We start from the raw sequence: 20,724 nt of genomic DNA, 5'->3' as shown, positions 1-20,724 counted from the left end.
TGTGAATATAGAATGTGCGTTATTAGATTTTTAATACAAAAAAAATAAAGGTAAAATATACCTCTATTGGCATTTGGCGAACTATACAAAAAAGCCGTCTCAAATAAGCTATTTGAGACGGATTTTGAAATTTTGATTTATAAAAGATCAGCAAACTTATCTTGCTTTTGCTCTTCTTCTTTCTTAGGGAAAATATAGACCTCACGATTTTTGACCGCGCGTGCTATCAGTTCATCAAAATCAGAAAAGCTTTCGTAATGCTCAACCTTTTCGAGCTTAGGCTTTGTTTTAGGACTAGCAGGCGTAAAGATTGTACAGCAGTCCTCAAAAGGCTGAATAGATGTTTCATATGTGCCGATTTGTTCAGCTAACTCAATGATTTCTAATTTATCTGATGAAATTAACGGTCGTAAAATAGGTGTATTCGTTACTGCATTTATTGCCGTTAAGCTTTCAAGTGTTTGACTTGCTACTTGTCCAAGACTTTCTCCTGTGACAATCGCAAGAGCACCGATTTCTTCTCGCACTAGATCAGCAACCTTCAACATCATACGACGAGTTGTTGTCATCGATACATTAGAAGGTACTTTTTCTTTAATCAGAACTTGTATTTCAGTAAAAGGAATAACATGCAATCGTATATTAGCTCCAAATTTCGTTAACTCATTTGCAAGCACTTTTACTTTTTCCAATGAATTTTCGCTTGTATAGGGCGGACTAAAAAAGTGAATGGCTTCTAAACGGACTCCGCGTTTCATCATTAAATAACCTGCAACTGGACTATCAATACCACCTGAAAGCATTAACAATGACTTCCCGTTTGATCCTACAGGCATTCCGCCTGCACCTGGAATGACTTGTGCCATCATATAGGTTGCATCATGGCGCACTTCTACTCGTAACTCAATATCAGGTTTCTTCACTTTAACAGATAAATTATTAAATTGAGGTAAAACATATCCACCAATCTCCCTTTGTATCGCGTGTGATTCTAATGAGAAGGTTTTATCGGTACGTTTCACTTCCACTTTAAACGTATATGGCTTTTCTTTAAATGTCTCCATTATCGTAATCGCCAGTTTTTTCATACTTTCCATATCTTTTTCACATGCTGCAACAGGACTAAATGATTGAATACCAAAAATTTTAGGCAAACCTGTTACTAGTGTTTGCATTTGTGCTTCATCCTCTATCGCAATAAACATTCGATCACGTTCTGTACGAATATGGAGATGTCCTAAATCCGCAAAAGCATGACGGATATTTTCACGTAAACGGCGGATAAAATCCATCTTGTTGCGACCTTTTGTAGAAAGTTCGCCATATCTAATTAAAATTTCTTTCCAAATCATTACTTTATTTCTCCTTTAAGCTCTAGCATTACTTCTGCTAATACTTGTTTAAACTTTTCAATATCTTCGACAGTGTTATGTGCACCAAAACTAATACGGATGACACCTTTTTTATAATGCTCATCTAGATGCAATGCTTCGACAACATGACTTGTTTTAGTTTGCTTCGAAGAACAAGCACTGGATGTTGATACAATAACGCCTCGTTTTTGCATCGCATTAATGATGACTTCCCCTTTTAAATCGCGAACACTGAAAGATAAAATATGTGACGCTCCCTGCGGAGTCGATAAAATATGAATAGCTTCTCCATATTCGTGTAGCTGTGCAAGTATTTCATCATGCCATTGACGATAATTTTTTGCATGGTCATTCATAGTTTCGATGGCCATTCGAGCTGCCTTTGATAAAGCGACAGCTTGTGGAACAGCAACAGTCCCACTACGCAATCCAAATTCTTGGCCACCACCAAGTGCAAATGGCTGCCATCTTATCGCTTTACGAAATGCTAATACACCGGAGCCTTTAAAGCCATGAATTTTATGGCCTGAGATTGAAATACAATCCGGTCCCTCTTCACCCTTAAAGGATACAGCCAATTTTCCAAAGCTTTGTACAGCATCCACATGCAAAGCTGCCCGGCTCATTTCATGGATTAATTTAGCAGCTTCCCCTATCGGTTGAATCGCACCCATTTCATTGTTTACATGCATCATACTTACCAAAATTGTATCTTTACGTATTTTTGCACGAAGTTCATCTAACGAAATAACACCATGCTGATCAACATTTAAATATTCCACTTCAAAGCCCTCTTTTGAGAGCTGTTTAACAGTCTCTAAAACAGAAGGATGTTCTATTTCAGTCGTTAAAATATGCTTTCCTATATGTGTATTACTCCGTGCTATTCCAAAAATCGCCGCATTATTCGATTCTGTACCACCTGAAGTAAATAGCACATTTTTTGCTTCTGTTTGCAAAATATCTGCTACTTGCTCACGTGCACGCATTAATAAATCATTTGCTTCAACACCCATCGCATGGATAGATGCAGGATTGGCATAATACTGCTCATTCACAACCATAAACGCCTGTAGTACTTCTTTTAATGGTTTTGTTGTGGCACTATTATCTAAATAAATTGTATCGTTCATTATATTTTCACACACTTTCAAAACGTTGATGTAACGGTTTTTATCATAACGCAATCTGTGAAGATTGACCACTAACTTTAACGATAATTCATATTTTAATCATTAGAAAGGATGGTACTTACAATTTTTTTAACATCGTAATAAATTCCGTTGGCGTACTAAATTCAAGCTCTTTCACAAATCCTAATTTTTCATAAAGGAATATCGCTCGCTTATTAAATTGGGCAACTGTTAAACGGAGTGGCATAGCGTATTCTTGCTGGATATTATTTATGATGAATGAAAAGAATTTTGTACCAAAACCTTTTCCTGTTAGCGTTGGCTTCATGCCAATACCAATATCTATATACTCTTTTGAATAAGCGTTGAAATCATGTCCTTTTGGCACTTGGGCAGCTGACCCTGTGCAATAAAAACCGATTAATTCCTCTTGTTCATTCATAATGGCGAAGTAAGGATTGTCAAGAAATTCCCGCAAGGATTCCTCGGATAATTCATTATTATAAAAATCATAGGGCTCTTCGTATTGCCAACATATAATTTCCTGAGCATACTTTTCGTTCATATTTCGAATTAATAGTTCCACTCGTATCACATCCTTTACAAAATTTAAAAAGAAAGCTGTCTAAAAAGTAATTGCTATACTTTTTAGACAGCACAAATGTAGTTTTAATTTTTTGCCATAGACTGTTCTGCAACCATTTCTTGGATGCGTTTTAATGCACCTGGCTCCATTTCTTCCACCGCTGTCCCTGCTTCCTCTAATGCTTTGGAGTAGCGGAATTGATGGAATGCTTCCTCAGCCTCTTTTAAACGTGCATTTAATGTCGGATTAGATGCACGATGACGATTGCCATACTGAATAATGCGCTCAATAAGCATTACATTCTCTATTAATTCATGTGCTTTTGCTTTAACATCCTCTACACAAAGTGTCGCAGCATTTAAATTATTATGAACCGTTCCCATATTAAGCGGAACTTCCTGCAGACTTTGCATAACTACATATATATGCTCTGCCGCTTCATCAAGTCGTGCGTCCATCTCTTCTGGGACTCCTGGAATATTCGCCTTATTTAGGAGACGATCTGTATCTTGTAATATTTTCTTTAAGTTTTCGACTTGAGCACGGGCTTTATTTTCATCAATACGAAGTTTCTTCATTGTATTAGACAGATGACCTTGCTCTTCATGGATTCGTTCAAGCTCTTCACTTATTTCTATTAATTCTTCTTGCAAGCTTGAATACGCAGACTTTTCTTCTTTGACACGCATGGATAATAAATCATAACGACGTTGCAGTGCTTCCAATTGCTTTAATGCAGCTTTTGGAATTTCAGCATCCTTTTCGTTTAAGTGATAGCTTTGTTGTACATAGGTTGCCTCATCACTCACTGATTTTGTAGACGTTATAACGTTTGTGATTGAGCTTAATAAACGATCACAATTTTGATCCACATAATTTTTAGCAATAACCTCTTTTTCCAGTAAATCATAAAAATGATCGATTTCTTCATTTATTTCTGTTACACGAGGTTTAACAACCATTAAATTTAGCTCTGCTAGGTCATTTTTTAACGAAGCAAATTCGTTTTCATACTTATTTAATGCCTCTGCTAATTCTAAATGCTGCAGATAGTAAGATTGGTCTTCCATTTCCCGTTGACCATTACGCAATTCCTGAACTGCTCCTGGGAGCTTAACTTGTAATTCCGTCAAAATTGTTGGGACATCATTAATATATTCGAATGTTTGCTGTGATTCCTGATTTAAGCTAATTACAATTTCCCTTGCTTGCAAGTAATTACCCTCATTGGTCAGAACATCAAATTTTTCAAACTTCTCAACAAATTCCTCTAGCTTTTTCTCCAGTGCAGGTAGTGCTACACCGAAGGAATGCTGGTGTGCTAGCAATGTTTTTCTCGCAGAACGGTAATATTCCTTTAACTGTTCAATTTCAATTCTATTTTTTTCTTCGCTGCCAATTAATTCATTTAATTCCTCTAAAATTTTATCTTTATCTTGGTCACATTTTTCAATATAGTCTTCGATTTCACGTTCAATTAATGTCGCTTTTTTAAAACGAAGTCGATTAATTTGATCTTCTGCATCAAATAAAAGTGAATCGATTTTAGTCATATGTACATCGATGACTTCATCCCAAATATTGCGCCATCGTTCAAACATTTCTTCCGTTTCACCGTTCATGTTCAAAGATTTTACTTTTGAAATTTCTTCATTTATAGGTTTATGTTGTATTTGTAATTTTTCATTTTCAAGTTTTGCAATAATTGCAACATGTTTTCTTCGCATCATAAATCCTACTATGGCTAAAATTAATAGTAGGATAATCGGAATGATGATATACTCCATCGTAAGCCTCCTATTCTACAATAAACGAATTGGCTAGTTGTATTTATTATATACTATGTTTTCGCCTTTTGTACTAAAATTTAAGTGATTTTCAGAAAACTGTATTTTTGCTATTGTAAAATATCAAAATAGCGGTCTATAGATCTAAAGGAGTGGTACATTTTGAAACGTGATGGGCATATACATAGTCCTTATTGTCCACATGGCAGTTCGGACACGTTCATTCAATATATTGAAAAAGCAATTTCTCATAATTTCACTGATATAACGTTTACAGAACACGCCCCATTACCAGACGGTTTTATTGATCCTACACCACAGCAAGATAGTGGGATGAAACCCGAGTATCTTATGCCATATATTAAAGAATTACAATGCCTGCAAAAACAATATGCAAAAGATATTCGTATTCGTATTGGGTTAGAAGTTGATTATATCAAAGGATTTGAACAAGAAACTCGTCATTTTCTTGATACATATGGACATTTTTTAGATGATGCCATCTTGTCAGTTCATTTTTTACAGTGGCAGGACACCTTTGAATGTATCGACTTCTCTCCCGAATGCTTTATTGATTTCTCTAAGAAAGTTGGCTCTGTTGAACAGGTGTATCATTTATATTATGATACAGTCCTACAATCTATAAAGGCAGACCTTGGTTACTATAAACCAAAACGGATTGGACACCCATCACTTATTCATAAATTTCAGCTAGCACATCATGAGAAAATAATTGACGGCACTCGAATTCACCAGGTTTTAGACATGATGAAGCAAGATGGCTATGAATTAGATGTAAATAGTGCTGGTTTAAGTAAGCCATTTTGTCTGGAGCCCTATCCACCATTTGCCTTTATCAATTATTGTCATGCTATTGAATTACCTTATGTATTTGGTTCAGATGCCCATAGCGTGGCTGATTTACATCAACATTATAATGTTATATTACCGATCTAAATAACTTTTAAACGAGGTGCTTATATGTTTACACAAATTAATTATGAAGGATCCATTGCTGACCAATATCTTACACTATCTAAGCAATTAGATGCACTACTAACTGGCGAAACAGATCAGATTGCAAATTTAAGCAATGCTTCTGCCATTCTTAATCAATTTTTAACAAATATTAACTGGGTCGGCTTCTATCTCTTACAAGATGATGAGCTTGTACTTGGACCATTCCAAGGTCTACCTGCCTGTGTTAGAATTCCGGTTGGCCGTGGAGTTTGTGGAACTGCAGTGGCAACAAAAGAAACGATTGTTGTCAAAGATGTACACGATTTCCCAGGACATATCGCCTGCGATGCTGCCTCCCAATCTGAAATTGTCATACCTTTAATGAAGCAAGGTGAGATTATTGGTGTACTTGATATCGATAGTCCTACTGTGAATCGCTTCTCACAGGATGATCAAGATGGCTTAGAGCAATTTGTTCAAACATTATTGCTTCACATATAAGGTGTTAAAAAATTGCCCTGAAATGGATTGTCATTTCAGGGCAATTTATTTTATAGTACCTTTTACATTAATGCCATCCATCTTATTGATTTGTTTGAAAAGAATCACCATGGATGCAAAAACGATTTTTACCACTATTTTTTGCTTCATAAAGAGCAGTATCGGCATGTAAGAAAACAGATTGGAAAGCCGGTCGGTCTTGATCATTCCATGTAATGAGACCTGCTGAAATCGTTACTTGAGGGTCCGTGGCACTTGGGATTACTTCAACGATGGCTGCTGCTAATTCTAAAGCTTCTTTTTCACTGATATTAGGTACATATACAGACATCTCTTCGCCGCCCCACCTTGCACAAATTCCTCGACTACCTATTGTTTCCCTCAACTGAACGGCAATCTGCATAAGAATTTTATCACCCACTTGGTGACCATACGTGTCATTAATTCGTTTAAAATTATCAATATCAATAAGTAAAAACATACCTGATTGATCATACTCAAGCGACTTTTCTACAAAATGATCTAGGTAACTACGTGCATATAGTTTTGTTAAATGATCCAAATCGACCATTTCCTGAAGCTGTGTTCGTAAAATAGAGTTTGCAATTGCTAAAGATGAGTGGTGGATTAAAGACTGCATTAATTTAAAGCTATCAAACGAAAAGAAATACGGCTCTTTATGTAAGACGATACTAAAGCCATTGATCTTTTCCTCCATTAGAATGGGGATAGCCATTATGGAACGATAATCAATTTGTTTAGAGGTTAATCGACTAAAATCAGCTATAAACAGCGGATCATTAGTTTGAGTAAAATGTTGTTCAACATGCTTAATATACGTTTGACCCTCTTCAGAACTAAATAACGAAGTACTTGCCCCCGTTACTTCAAAGGTGTCATCTTTTTTAAATGCGAAGCAAACTTCCATTGGTTGAAAAGATTTTAGTAACTGCTTTTGTAGGAAAAGTAACATTTCATGAATGTCAATCCTCATATTTAAACGATGTGATGTTTCATTGATAAGCTGTAAGTCACTGACGAGGCGATGCGACTGATGATATAACTTTGCATTTTCTAGTGCATTTCCTGACGCCTGTGCAAGCATCCGTACAAAATCTTTTTCAGTCGTTGAAAAAAGGTAAGTAGTTGGAGCACTTACTTGTAATATGCCATAAATTGCCTGCCTTCCTTTAATAGGAGCATTTAATAATCGGCAATTTAAATCACTCGCAAGTTCAGTTGTTAAATCTCCTGATACAAAAGCCTCAATAGTTGTAGGTCTTTCGGATAAATAATCAAAAAGCTTAATATCGATGGTCGTGTGTCGGTCTTGATCATTCGATAATATAAGCTCTACATTGAATTCAGGGAAGTTATCCCTTATATTTTTCAATACATTTTCTAAAATTAAATCAATATCCATTGTTGAATGAAATAAATCAGTCATGTTATATAGTTTTCTATATTGGTCTTCATTTATTTTTACATCTAAATTATCTTTCATCATTTGAAGAGCCTGAGAAAGTATTTCTATACATTTTTCGCCGTAATCTGAGGTCATAAAGTCTGTCCAAGACTTTGTTGCCTCCACAAGTAATACACCAATGGGATTATTGCCCTCTGCTTGGAAAAGCACCATATCTGTCATCATTGAATAGGCCTGTCTTGCCTTTAATATATAAGGAATTTTCACTACTTTTTGTTGATAAAAACTAGCTTCGATCATCAGCCATGACACAGCATTTAGCTTTGTTTCAATTGTTAATGAAGCCATCTCCTCAATAGGTATTAAAGAATTACCTTCAAAACTAAGAAAAGCTACATTATCAATTTCCAAGTGTTTCTTAAGACACTGTTTTAATGAATAAAAATACCCATTAAAACTAGCTTGTTCTTCATTAGAACTCACCCAAAAGCTCAAAACATCAGATTTTATATATTTTAGCGTTTGTAAATGGTCTGTCATGAAATCACCTTTTCTATATAACGTCCAAATCAATTACTATTAACTTATAATATATTATACATAATTTGTGTCATTTTGACTATGTAAATTCTCCCTTACTTTTACATTTTAGATTTTACAGCGTATCTTTAACTATTTCTGACACATTAGGAATGTACAGTGAGGAAATTCCTACTATACGCCTGTTACAAAATTTTAAATACTAATAATTGACGTACATGTCCTAAGCAGTTACAATGAAGGTTGTGTAAAATAAACGCAGCAGTGGTATAAGCTTATATTGTATTTTATTCCTCTATTTTCTTCTGTACAACTACTTAGATAGTCAACTATTAAAAATAGATGGTGTATCGCGTAACCTAACGGCTGCATAGGCGAAAATACATGAAAATAAAATGCGTGTAAGAATGGGTACTACTGGTTTTTGTTTTACAACAAAAAAACCAAATTTAAAGGAGGAGACAACAATATGTCTCGTTATACAGGTCCATCTTGGAAATTATCACGTCGTCTTGGTATCTCACTAAGCGGTACAGGTAAAGAAATCGAAAAACGTCCTTACGCACCAGGACAACACGGTCCAAACCAACGTAAAAAATTATCAGAATACGGTTTACAACTTCAAGAGAAGCAAAAACTTCGTCACATGTACGGCATGAACGAACGTCAATTCCGTACACTGTTTAACCGCGCTGGTAAAATGAAAGGTGTACACGGTGAAAACTTCATGATCCTTCTTGAAACTCGCCTTGACAACTTAGTTTACCGTTTAGGTTTAGCTCGTACTCGTCGTGGAGCTCGTCAATTAGTTAACCACGGTCACATCTTAGTAGATGGCAAACGCGTTGACATTCCATCATTCAGCGTAAAACCAGGTCAAACGATTTCTCTTCGTGAAAAATCTCAAAACCTTGCTGTTGTAGGTGAAGCAATCGAAGTAAACAACTTCGTACCTGACTACTTAACATTTGACGCTGACAAAAAAGAAGGTACATTCACTCGCCTTCCAGAGCGTTCTGAGTTATCAGCAGAAATCAACGAATCATTCATCGTAGAGTTCTACTCTCGTTAATTTTTTAACGATAGAAATCTTCGGATTCTTAAACCCCGTAATCTTGGTATACCAAGTGTTTACGGGGTTTTTGTTTTATATTCACTTTCTGATATTATAACTTGGCGTTTTTACTTCAATAAAATTATTTACTTCATCAATAAATATAGTTGCAGTCCATCCGCTTATCGATAAAAGAAAAAAACCAAAATGAATTTCTCCATTCTGGTTAAAGTCATACTATTTGAGTTTCCCATAAAATAAATAGCTTGATTATAAACTTATCTTACCATTTGTTAATTATAATCGCTCTAAATCTTGGTACTCTTTCATATAAGGGCCATCCTCTGCTACAAATGAATGATACATGGCCTTTACTGCAAAATTTTTCTCTAATCCCATTTCAGATTTTAGCTTTTTTAATTCATCATGCAGTACTCGATGTTCATTGATAAGCTTTAGCATAACTGTTTTATTATATTTCATTACATCCGTCCTTTTGTTTAATTACAACTTTGAAATAATTAAATTCTGTTCTGTGGTTCTGCATTTAATCGATTTTTTCCTTCTAAATACGCATTAATGCACCATTAGGCTTTGGTAATTCTTGAGCTGATATCTGATTCATTTTACAAAAATGTTGAAAAAATTGTTGTGCCTGCTCTCGTTCATTTGGGTCACTTTTCAACGACATGATATCAAGTAAAATTTGGGCCATCCATATATTTTCAAAATAACGGTATTTACCAGTATTCCATGTCATTTTGTCAGGAGATTTTTCGTTTGTATAATATTTCCAAAAAAGCAGCTGATCTGATTCCTGTTCTGTAAGTTGAATTCTGTAGGTCGAATGAGCAGGAATATATCCATTTTCACAAATTTTGCCGACAAAATCTTCTTTCACCATATAGATACCTAAGATGCGTCTTTCTTTTTCAAGCTTACTGGAATCTATTGCTGTTAATAGCACAGCGCTATTCGGGTGCAAGCGGCTCGGCTTGTTTGGCTTTCCTTTGTTATTACCACTTTTCAATACTCCTGAGAAAACTTTCCACTCTGAAAAAGCAGTAATCTGTTCTTCCGTGTCACACCAAAAAACCATTTGTGATGCAGGATGAAGTTTATGGTTTTTCATAAGTTTTTCATGTTCCAAGCGAAGTGCCAGTTTTTTTCGTTGTAGATTTTTTTCCTCTTCCTTCTTCAATTCCGCTTCTTTTCTTTCATTTTCCTTTTTTTGTATAATCTCTTCAAGTGACTTAGCATCACTTTTATCATGCAGCTGTAGATGTTTTCCAAATACATCAGGGAAAACAAACTTTTTATTTTCAGATGCGAAATCGATTTCAATACTAGAATCATTATGCTTAACGATACTACCTACGCCGAAACGCTTGTGCGTAACTTTCTTATTGATTAGATTCATTATTCTAGTCCTCCTTATGGAATAAAAAAACTCGGTTACCATTAGATAATAAATTAATAATTATTCAACCAACTTCCTTAAAAGTTTACAAAACTGTGTTAATTTTTTCTTTAGCTTTAAAAAAATATAAAAAAAGCGCCCAAATTCTATCTGTAAAAAAGACATCGGATTTTGAAATACGATTTCAAAAAATGATTATAAGACTATTATAACATTTTTTGAAAATTTCACAAATTTATTATTGACAACATATTTTATATTAAGGTAAAATTATAATTTATTCTCTGAATTTCTTTAAAATAAAGACCTAAAACAAGTCTCGAAACTTCTTGAAAATGCCAGTAAAAATAACCTCTTGTCCCACACCTCCTCTATAAACGAAAACAAATAGTCTCAGGAAATGATTCTACAATTATGGACCATATAAAAAACCCCAATTTTGCAAATGATTATTGCAAAAATTAGGGTCAGAATTTGTTTAAACCAAGCTGATCGTATCTCTCTAGATACCAGCTCATTTTAATAACTAAAATTTAGCCTGATTTGTTTATTAAGGTTCAGGGCTTTTTACCATTTAATCGTAATTTATGAACAATCAATTCGAACCTACGCTTCTTCCACTTTTAATCATAAGCGCAGAAACTAATCCAATACTAAGTGTTGTAGCAAGAAGAAGGAAGGCTACAGTAAAGCTACCAGTTTGGATAAAATAAACAGATATGAATGGTGCAACACTTGTTCCAGCAAATAAAATGACTGTATACATAGAGACCGCAATCCCTCCCATATTCCAGCCTAACTGACTAACAAGTGTTACTAATGAAGGAACCGCCAGTGCAATCCCACCGACAAATAAAATACTAATAATCGTTAAACCAGCTATTGTTGAAACAAAGCTCATCACCGTTAGTGAGATAATCGAAAGACATAAGGCCATTTTTAATACAAATAGTACATTAAAACGCTTCGCTAATTTACCTGCAAATGGTGACATCACCATTCCTACTATCCCAAAGGCACGAATGTAAATGAGGTTTTGACTATTCATACCGAAGGAATCACTCGTTAAATATGCACCTAAAATAATATACATACTGACAAATGACATTAATAATACAAACGCAATGATATAACTGAATATCAAATTTCTAATGGTAAAAATAATACCGATTTTCTTCAGAGGAGCACATATATTTTTAGATTGGTTCTGAAGTACTCCCTTCGGTAAGATCCACACGACTAACAAAGCAGTTATAACATACACGGAAGCAAGCACATAAAAAATGACGTGCCAATGACTATGTTCACTTACATATCCACTAAACACCTGCCCAACTATACCCGCAACAAGAAATCCCGTACTGATAAAACCAATGGCCCCAACTTTTCGATCATTTGGAAAAATCTCAAGAGTATAAGCAAGTGCTACTGGTGAAAATGTTGCTGCCGCAAGCCCTTGTAATCCTCTCAATAAAAGAATAACAGAAAAATCATTAACTAATCCTAGAAGTAACGTGATCATGCTTAGTGAAAAAAGCCCAAATACAATGACATTTTTTCGACCATATTTTTCTGATATCGCACCATAGAAAAAACAACCTAGTGCAAATCCAAGTGAAAAAACACTTGATGTAAAGCCTGCTTGAGCCAATGAAATATTAAAATAATCACTGAATAAACTAATCAGAGGTATTGTTAAATAGAGACTCGACATCACTACCATACCTGTCCAGGATAAAATAGTTGTCATTAAAGCATAATTTTCTCGATTACCTGAAATTACAATACTCATTAAATAAATCACCCTTTTAGTTTGATTAACTTATAGTTAGATAATCTAATTAAACGATTAAAAATTAAACTGTACCAACATAGCTACAGTTTAACGCTCCACATTTAGTTTTCTTTGTATTGATGTTACTAATTTACTCACTAGCTTCTCAAATACTTTTCGTTCATCAGGCTCCAAATCAATTAAATTAGAAGCACACGACGACCAATATGTCGGTAAAACTTCAGCTATAAAAGTACGACCTTCATCCGTTAAACTTACATAGATCTTCCTCCGATCTTCCTTACTATGATTTCGTACAACAAGATTTCTTTTTTCTAACCAATCGAGCATTGACGTTGCAGATGCTCTCGTAATTCCCAGTCGTTTGGCTAAAGCAGACGGAGTCGCATGTCTCTCCCCATGTAATGTCAGTAATAGCAATAAGTCTAATTTACTTTCTGTAATACCGAAAGGAGCTAACTCATTGTCTGTTACATCTAAAACGTAATCACTTAACCATAACAACATTAAACCCAATTTCGCATCTTCATGATTTGTTTCATTTGATGAAGACATCTGAATCAGTTCCACATACGGCTCTATCCCTAAGGCTGGTAAATCATCTTCATTCATGTACGTTTTCTTAAATTTTGTCATTGAATCACCTTTTAATTAGATTATCTAACTATAAACCATCCTAACTATAAATTTAGTTGAAGGCAAGCACTTTATTTCCACAAATTTCTTCAAAATAAAAGCTACTCCTTTTTTAGTGCAAACACAATGCCTCTCAATGATCATAATCCCCTCTCACTTTGTGACAATTTTATGTACTTTAAAATAGTAATTACTTAGTTTCAAAATAATATATTCACTACCTTAATATTAAAAATTAAATATCAGTTATTTACTATTCTTAGACCACTTCAAATAGAACCGTTTTCCAAAAAATATATTTTATTTTTATAGTAAAACATTTTCCAAACCATATTATAATCAATATTCTTATACAATTCTTATTTTTAAAGAACCTTTTGATAAGCTAACTTTTTTGTAAAATAATAACAAGGATAAAATGAACAATTTTAATAAAAATACGAGTTGAACTTTAACAAAAAATAGAATACGATGAATTCCGAAAGGTGGTTCACCATCATTCAAGCAATAATAATTTTTAAAAAGGGGTTGGAAGTATGTCAGACGTTCTAAAGCAATTTGTTATGCCGAAAACAAACTTATTTGGACCTGGAGCAATTCAAGAAGTTGGTAAACACTTAAATGATTTAGAAGTGAAAAAGACATTAATCGTAACAGATGAGGGCTTACACAAATTAGGTCTCTCTGAACAAATTGCAAACATCATTACAGCTGCTGGAATTGATGTAGCAATTTTCCCTAAAGCAGAACCAAATCCAACAGATCAAAATATTGAAGATGGCATTGCAGCTTACCATGCTGAAGGCTGTGATTCAATCGTTTCTCTTGGAGGAGGGAGCGCTCATGATGCAGCAAAAGGTATCGGACTTATTGCTTCGAATGGTGGACGCATTCACGATTATGAAGGCGTTGATAAATCACAAAATCCACTTGTGCCATTAATTGCTATTAACACAACGGCTGGTACTGCTAGTGAAATGACTCGTTTCACCATTATTACAGATACAGCACGTAAAGTGAAAATGGCCATCGTTGACAAACATGTGACTCCGTTAGTTTCGATTAACGATCCAGAACTAATGATTGGTTTACCTCCTGCTCTAACAGCAGCTACTGGTGTTGATGCATTGACACATGCTATTGAATCATTTGTTTCGACTAATGCTACACCAATTACGGATGCTTGTGCTGAAAAGGTACTTCAACTAGTTCCCGAATTCCTACCACGTGCTTATGCAAATGGAGCTGATTTAGAGGCACGTGAACAAATGGTATATGCCCAATTTTTAGCTGGTATGGCCTTTAATAATGCTTCACTTGGCTATGTCCATGCAATTGCTCATCAGTTAGGTGGCTACTATAACCTACCTCATGGCGTATGTAATGCGATTTTATTGCCACATGTTTGCCGCTACAATGTAACAGCACGTACGGAGCGCTTTGCTCGCATTGCTGAATTATTAGGTGAAAATGTGGAAGGATTAAGTAAACGAGATGCTGCTGAAAAAGCTATTTCAGCGATTGAAAAGCTATCAAAAGATTTGAATATTCCTAGCGGCTTCCGTGAACTAGGTGCAAAAGATGAGGATATTGAAATTTTAGCAAAAAATGCGATGCTAGATGTATGTGCTGAGACAAATCCTCGTAAGGCAACACTAGAGGATATTAAACAAATTATTACAAATGCAATGGGCCCTATCGTAAAAAAAGAGACATCGCTTGAAGCTGTTGCTCTTTCATAATTAATGTTAAAAACAAAAGGTGGAGATAAACAAAGCGTTTTCTCCACCTTTTTTCTATGCACTAAAATAAAAAAAACGTAGACACATTGTTTAGAATGCAAACTCTCGCTATACTTTTCTTAAAAAAGGATAGGAGATAACAATATGCGTTTAATCTCGATATGCCCAAGCAATACGGAGCTTGTAGCCTATTTAGGACTGACAGACCAGCTTGTTGGAGTAGATGATTTCTCCGATTGGCCATCCAGCGTTAAAGATTTGCCACAGCTCGGCCCAGATTTATCTATTAATATGAACGATTTAGAGGAATTACAGCCCGATCTTGTTCTTGCTTCATTAAGTGTGCCTGGAATGGAGAAAAACATCGAGGAATTGCAAAGAAGAAATATCCCACATATTGTTTTTAATGCTAACTCGTTAGAGGAAATTGCTCAAGACCTCCTTTCACTCGGGAGAGCTTGTCATGTAGAAGAACGTGCTAAAAAAATTGCGGAAGAATATTTGCAATCGATTGACAAAATGCGTACGGTTGCAAAATCCCTCATGAAGAAACCTACCCTTTATTGGGAATGGTGGCCGAACCCTATTTTTACACCAGGAAAAATAAATTGGCTAACAGAAATTAGTGCTATTGCAGGTGGAGTCAATTTATTTCAGGATGTCGAACTAGCCAGTGTTCAAACAGATTGGACAGATGTTGTTAAACGAAAGCCTGACTACATCATGATGGCTTGGGTAGGCGTAGCTTTTGAGCGTATACAGCCAGCCAACTTATTAAAGCGCCCTCACGCTAGTGAGCTACATGCCGTGAAAATGGAACAGCTCCATGTAATGGAGGAATGGCTTTATTGTCGCCCTTCTCCCCGCCTTATTGAAGGGGCTTTAAAGCTAGCTAAAATATTGCACCCTCAACAATATGAACATATAAAATTGCCAAGTTTTTTATCATAAAAAAACAACATCCCCTTTTTGGTCGGGGGATGTTGTTTCAATCATTACACAAACTTCACCATATGATATTTTTTCTTACCGCGACGAACAACGCTAAATGCATCCTCTAAACGATCCTTTGCATCGAATACATATTCTAAATCCGTCACTTTTTCTCCATTGACACTAATTGCACCATTTGAAACGTCCTCACGCGCCTGACGTTTCGATGATGAGATGCCAGCTTCCACTAGAAGGTCTACAATATTTTTATCTTCCTTAGCCATTTCAATAGAAGGAACATCTTTAAAGGCATCCTTCATTTCTTCAGCAGAAAGTGCTTTTAAATCGCCTGAAAATAACGCTGCCGTAATACGGATAGCTTGCTCTAACGCCTCTTGACCATGAATTAATCGTGTCATTTCCTCAGCAAGTGCTTTTTGAGCCTTACGTAAATGTGGCTCTTCCTCTACAGAAACAGCTAATGCTTCAATCTCTTCACGAGTAAGGAATGTGAATATTTTCAAGTATTTGATCACATCTGCATCAGCAGCATTGATCCAGAATTGGTAGAACTCATATGGAGATGTTTTCTTACCATCTAACCAAACAGCACCACCAGCTGTTTTACCAAATTTCGTACCATCAGCTTTCGTTACTAATGGAATCGTAATTCCAAAGGCTTTAGTTATTTCTTCATGAGTTTTACGAATAACCTCTAAACCTGTTGTAATATTACCCCATTGGTCAGAACCGCCTACTTGAATACGACAATTGTAGTGGTTGTATAAATGATTGTAATCAATCCCTTGAATTAATGTATAAGCAAACTCTGTGAAAGATATCCCCGTATCAAGTCGAGAAGCAATTGTATCTTTTGCCAACATGTAGTTAACATTAATTAATTTCCCATAATCACGTAAAAATTCAATCGTATTTATATTGCCGATCCAGTCACGATTGTTCACAAGTTGAGCACCATTACCATCTTTAGCAAAGTCAAAAATACGTTCTAGTTGACCGCGGATACCTTGAACATTTTTATCGATTTGCTCCACAGTTTGCAATTGACGCTCTTCTGAACGGCCTGAAGGATCTCCTATCATACCTGTAGCCCCACCCACAAGTAAAATTGGACGGTGACCAGCTTTTTGGAAACGACGTAAAGTTAAAAGCGGAACAATATGTCCAATATGCATAGAATCTGCTGTTGGATCTACACCACAGTATAAAGAGACAGATTGTTCTTCTAATAATTTTGCCATACCATCAGCATCTGTTTGTTGATATAGCAGCCCACGCCATTCTAAATCTTGTAATAATTCGTTTGTCATGATGATTCCTCCTATTGATTGAAATTCGCTACGTGCATGGACAAATTCATGAGATAAAAAAAATCCCTACACGCAAACAATTGCATGCAGGGACGTTAAATTGTAAATTAACGCGGTACCACCCGGCTTGAAGATGTCATCCACCTTCCACTTCATTCAATCGCCTTTATCGCAGGCGCGCACGTCTAAGCTCCAAGCACGTAATTCATCTCTACATTATGACCAGTTTTCACCAACCACTGGCTCTCTAAACAGGGAATATAGAAACTACTCCAAACTCTTCATCACTAGAAAACTATAACCATTATTCTAAACGAATCTATTTCAAAGTCAATAACTATGTTCGAGCTAAAACAATATGTGCTATAATAAACAAGATTTTAGGAGGTCGATACATTGAAAGATTGGATTGAAAAAATCAATGCAAAGATCGATACATTAATTGAACAAAAATGGATGAAGAAATTACGTATTTCAGGTAGCGTTACCTGGAACTTATTTTTACTATTTTTAGTCTTTGCATTGGTTGGCACTGTATTTGTCGGTTCAGTAGGAGCTGGTTATTTCGCTTCTCTTGTAAAAGAAGAGCCCTTACGCTCAAAAGAAGAATTGCGAGATCAAATTTTTAGCTATGAAGAAACAAGTGAGATTTATTTTGCCAACGATATTTATATTGGAAAATTACGGACAGATTTAGATCGCCGTGAAACTTCACTTAAAAATGTTGCACCAGATGTTCTTAATGCTGTACTAGCAACAGAAGATGAATATTTCCGTGAACATAACGGAATTGTACCAAAAGCGGTTATACGAGGCTTATTACAAGATGTTACGAATTCTGCTACACAGACAGGTGGCTCTACCCTAACGCAACAACTTATAAAAAACCAAGTATTAACCAATGAAGTTTCCTATGAACGTAAAGCAAAAGAAATTTTACTTGCTATGCGTTTAGAGCATTTTATGACAAAAGAAGAAATATTAGAGGCTTATTTAAATATTATTCCATACGGTCGTAACTCTTCAGGGCGCAATATTGCAGGTGTAGAAACAGCCGCGGAAGGGATCTTTGGTGTGAAAGCTAAAGATTTATCACTAGCGCAAGCAGCTTACATAGCTGGTATTCCTCAGGCGCCATTTGCTTACACACCGTTTACAAATACGGGTGAACTGAAAAGTGAGGAAGCTTTAAAACCAGGTATTGATCGTATGAAAACAGTTCTTTATCGTATGAAAGAAGCTGGTTATATTGACGATGCACAATATAAAGAAACACTTAATTATGATATTGCTGCTGACTTCCGTGGTCCAGAAATGCGAGCGGAGGATCGTTATCCATGGCTTACATATGAGCTTGAGAGTCGCGCAAAAGATATTATTGCAGAAAAACTCGCAGAAGATGACGGTATTGACCCAGAGCGATTAAAAACAGAAAAGAAATTAAAAGATAAATATAAAATCTTAGCAGATCGTGATGTTCGCTCAAAAGGTTATCGTATTTATTCAACCATTAACAAAGATATGTATGATGCCATGCAAAAAGCTGCTAAGGACTTCCAATATTATGGCCATACGTATACTGGTAAAGGGAAGGATCCTGTAACTGGTGAAGAAATTGATATCGAAATGCCCGTACAAGTGGGTAGTATTTTAATGGAAAATACGACGGGTCGAATTTTAAGTTTTGTAGGTGGTCGAGATTTTAATACAACTCAAGTTAACCACGCAACACAAGCTTATCGTTCAAATGGTTCTACGATGAAACCATTACTTGTTTACGCTCCTGCTATTGAGTACGGGGTAATTGGTGCAGGTAGCCCACTCGTTGACGTAAAATTCTCAATCGGTTCATGGAGCCCAAGTAACTATATTACTAGTGATGAACGAGGACTTATTCCAGCACGCGAGGCTTTAGCAGATTCTCAAAACATATCAGCGTTACGTTTATACAATGATATTATTAACAAACGTCCTGCTGATTTATTAGTAAAAATGGGATTCACAAAATTACACCCCGATGATTTCACTAACCTAGCAACTGGTATCGGTGCTTTAAGTGAGGGGACTACTGTAGAAGAGAATACGAATGCCTTTGCTACTTTTGCAAATGGTGGTCAATTCGTTGATGCTTATATGATTGATCGAATTGAAGATCAAGAAGGAAATATTATTTACAAACATGAAGTAGAGCCCGTTCAAGTATTTAGTCCAGAAACGTCCTATATTGTGACGGATATGCTACGTGACGTGTTAACAAAAGGAACAGGAACTCTTGCACGTAACACATTAAAATTCTCTTCAGATTTTGCTGCAAAAACAGGGACTTCTCAAGAGTATAAAGATGTTTGGTTAGTTGGTTATAATCCAAATGTATCTCTAGGTGTTTGGATGGGTTATGACCAACCTCGTACATTGTACGCATTTAATAATACGTACCAACAGCCAAGTGTTCGTGTCAATAAACTATGGGGTACTTTAATGAATTCCGTTTACGATGTGGCTCCTGAGTTTATTGATCCACCAACAAGCTTTAAGGCACCTAAAAATGTGGTGACCGCTTCGTTCTGTGGTATTTCTGGGATGGCACCTTCTGCAGCCTGTGCAGACGCAGGTTTAGTCCGTTCAGACTTATTTAATGCGAAAGTATTTTTACCTACACAACCAGATGATAGTTTAGCTGCTTCAAGTGTTGTAACGATTAAAGGAAAAACTTATAACGCATTACCAAGTACACCAGCAGAATTTGTTAAATCAGGTGGCGCAGGTATTAATCAAGCGTTCATTAAACGCATGTTAGGCCGTCTTGGCGGTAATCCAGCAAGTTTATTACCAAAGAATTCAACTTTATCAAATTCATCTGTTTCAGCAGTTGATTTCCCTGCAGATGGAAGTGCACCTGCAGCGGTAACGGCATCCGTAAATGGCTCAACTTTATCTTGGACGGAGTCATCAAACGATGTAGTTGGTTATCGAATTTATAATGTTACAAATGGAGGCAACACATTAGTAACGTCCGTTCTTGAATCTACACAAAGTATTACGGTTGCTAGTGGACAAGCCTATGTTGTAGTGGCTGTAGATATTACAGGCTTAGCATCACCACATTCTAATGTAGCCTCTACTGGTGGTAGTGATGATGAACCTGACCCAGAGGATAATGGTCAAGAGACAATTCCACCGACAACACCGCCTACAAATGGCAATGGGTCTGGTAATAATGGGAACGGTTCAAACAATGGAAATGGATCAGGAAACGGCAATGGATCTGGTGGCAATGGCAACGGCTCCAACAACGGCAATGGGTCTGGCGGCAATGGTAACGGCTCTAACAACGGCAACGGTAACGGTGGTAACGGCAACGGCTCCAACAATGGCAATGGATCTGGTGGTAACGAATCAGGCCAACCGGAAGATGGCTCAAACGGAGGAGACAACAGCAATACTACTCCCCCAGAAACGTCAAGCCGATAAACAATTTCGTTTCAGTATCAAACAGACTTACTACAA

The 20,724-nt window shown here is 36.1% G+C and carries 16 protein-coding genes and 1 other annotated feature; of the genes, 6 read left to right on the top strand and 10 right to left on the bottom strand.

Annotated features, from left to right (window positions below; translation table 11 throughout):
- Positions 1-137 precede the first annotated feature (137 nt).
- The 4 genes from thiI to ezrA all read right to left on the bottom strand — a co-directional run bounded on the left by thiI (position 138) and on the right by ezrA (position 4,879).
- The gene (thiI, locus tag PI85_RS00565) at positions 138-1,352 is read right to left on the bottom strand and encodes a tRNA uracil 4-sulfurtransferase ThiI (RefSeq protein WP_036119575.1); all 1,215 of its coding nucleotides are present in this window, start codon (positions 1,350-1,352) and stop codon (positions 138-140) included.
- Entirely contained in the window at positions 1,352-2,506 is a 1,155-nt protein-coding gene (locus tag PI85_RS00560) for a cysteine desulfurase family protein (RefSeq protein WP_036119577.1), read from the bottom strand. The genes thiI and PI85_RS00560 overlap by 1 nt, the downstream gene beginning before the upstream one ends.
- Before the next feature lie 118 nt (positions 2,507-2,624).
- Positions 2,625-3,092 (bottom strand): GNAT family N-acetyltransferase, encoded by a 468-nt coding sequence (locus PI85_RS00555; protein ID WP_036119579.1) that lies wholly within the window; start codon positions 3,090-3,092, stop codon positions 2,625-2,627.
- An 83-nt stretch (positions 3,093-3,175) separates the two neighbouring features.
- Entirely contained in the window at positions 3,176-4,879 is a 1,704-nt protein-coding gene (gene ezrA / locus PI85_RS00550; protein ID WP_036119581.1) for a septation ring formation regulator EzrA, read from the bottom strand.
- A gap of 162 nt (positions 4,880-5,041) precedes the next feature.
- Between ezrA and hisJ the strand changes: the two genes are divergently transcribed.
- Both hisJ and PI85_RS00540 read left to right on the top strand, forming a co-directional pair.
- The gene (hisJ, locus tag PI85_RS00545; protein ID WP_036119583.1) at positions 5,042-5,836 is read left to right on the top strand and encodes a histidinol-phosphatase HisJ; all 795 of its coding nucleotides are present in this window, start codon (positions 5,042-5,044) and stop codon (positions 5,834-5,836) included.
- Between the two features lie 24 nt (positions 5,837-5,860).
- Complete coding sequence (locus tag PI85_RS00540; protein WP_008176791.1) at positions 5,861-6,340, top strand: GAF domain-containing protein; 480 nt, start codon at positions 5,861-5,863, stop codon at positions 6,338-6,340.
- An 82-nt stretch (positions 6,341-6,422) separates the two neighbouring features.
- Here the strand turns inward: PI85_RS00540 and PI85_RS00535 are convergent, their stop codons facing one another.
- Positions 6,423-8,306, bottom strand: coding sequence for a sensor domain-containing diguanylate cyclase (locus PI85_RS00535; protein WP_036119585.1), 1,884 nt, complete (start codon positions 8,304-8,306; stop codon positions 6,423-6,425).
- Between the two features lie 469 nt (positions 8,307-8,775).
- Here PI85_RS00535 and rpsD point away from each other — a divergent pair, with 469 nt between their 5' ends.
- Positions 8,776-9,378 (top strand): 30S ribosomal protein S4, encoded by a 603-nt coding sequence (gene rpsD, locus PI85_RS00530; RefSeq protein WP_025114455.1) that lies wholly within the window; start codon positions 8,776-8,778, stop codon positions 9,376-9,378.
- Positions 9,379-9,657: 279 nt separating this feature from the next.
- Here the strand turns inward: rpsD and PI85_RS00525 are convergent, their stop codons facing one another.
- The 4 genes from PI85_RS00525 to PI85_RS00510 all read right to left on the bottom strand — a co-directional run bounded on the left by PI85_RS00525 (position 9,658) and on the right by PI85_RS00510 (position 13,211).
- On the bottom strand, positions 9,658-9,843 hold the full coding sequence (locus PI85_RS00525) for a hypothetical protein (RefSeq protein WP_008176785.1): 186 nt from the start codon (positions 9,841-9,843) through the stop codon (positions 9,658-9,660).
- A gap of 82 nt (positions 9,844-9,925) precedes the next feature.
- A complete protein-coding gene (locus tag PI85_RS00520; protein ID WP_036119588.1) occupies positions 9,926-10,780 on the bottom strand; it encodes a hypothetical protein in 855 nt (284 codons plus the stop codon).
- Positions 10,781-11,375: 595 nt separating this feature from the next.
- Positions 11,376-12,572, bottom strand: a complete 1,197-nt coding sequence (locus PI85_RS00515; protein ID WP_036119591.1) for an MFS transporter — start codon at positions 12,570-12,572, stop codon at positions 11,376-11,378.
- A 90-nt stretch (positions 12,573-12,662) separates the two neighbouring features.
- Positions 12,663-13,211 (bottom strand): MarR family winged helix-turn-helix transcriptional regulator, encoded by a 549-nt coding sequence (locus tag PI85_RS00510; protein WP_042737435.1) that lies wholly within the window; start codon positions 13,209-13,211, stop codon positions 12,663-12,665.
- Between the two features lie 536 nt (positions 13,212-13,747).
- Here PI85_RS00510 and PI85_RS00505 point away from each other — a divergent pair.
- Together PI85_RS00505 and PI85_RS00500 are read left to right on the top strand one after the other, a co-directional pair.
- Positions 13,748-14,953 carry an iron-containing alcohol dehydrogenase gene (locus PI85_RS00505; RefSeq protein ID WP_036119594.1) on the top strand — a complete coding sequence of 402 codons (1,206 nt, stop codon included), beginning with the start codon at positions 13,748-13,750 and terminating at the stop codon, positions 14,951-14,953.
- Between the two features lie 144 nt (positions 14,954-15,097).
- A complete protein-coding gene (locus PI85_RS00500; protein ID WP_036119597.1) occupies positions 15,098-15,904 on the top strand; it encodes a cobalamin-binding protein in 807 nt (268 codons plus the stop codon).
- 44 nt (positions 15,905-15,948) lie between these two features.
- On the opposite strand, the gene tyrS is transcribed toward PI85_RS00500, so the two are convergent.
- Positions 15,949-17,217, bottom strand: coding sequence for a tyrosine--tRNA ligase (gene tyrS, locus PI85_RS00495; RefSeq protein ID WP_036119601.1), 1,269 nt, complete (start codon positions 17,215-17,217; stop codon positions 15,949-15,951).
- 85 nt (positions 17,218-17,302) lie between these two features.
- Positions 17,303-17,511: a binding site (T-box leader), on the bottom strand.
- Between the two features lie 102 nt (positions 17,512-17,613).
- Here tyrS and PI85_RS00490 point away from each other — a divergent pair.
- Positions 17,614-20,688 (top strand): transglycosylase domain-containing protein, encoded by a 3,075-nt coding sequence (locus PI85_RS00490; protein ID WP_036119604.1) that lies wholly within the window; start codon positions 17,614-17,616, stop codon positions 20,686-20,688.
- Positions 20,689-20,724: the final 36 nt, after the last annotated feature.

It is taken from the genome of Lysinibacillus sp. A1 (assembly GCF_000801965.1).
In the GTDB taxonomy this organism is placed as follows: Bacteria; Bacillota; Bacilli; order Bacillales_A; family Planococcaceae; genus Lysinibacillus; species Lysinibacillus fusiformis.
This window is presented reverse-complemented; position numbering and strand designations above follow the sequence as displayed.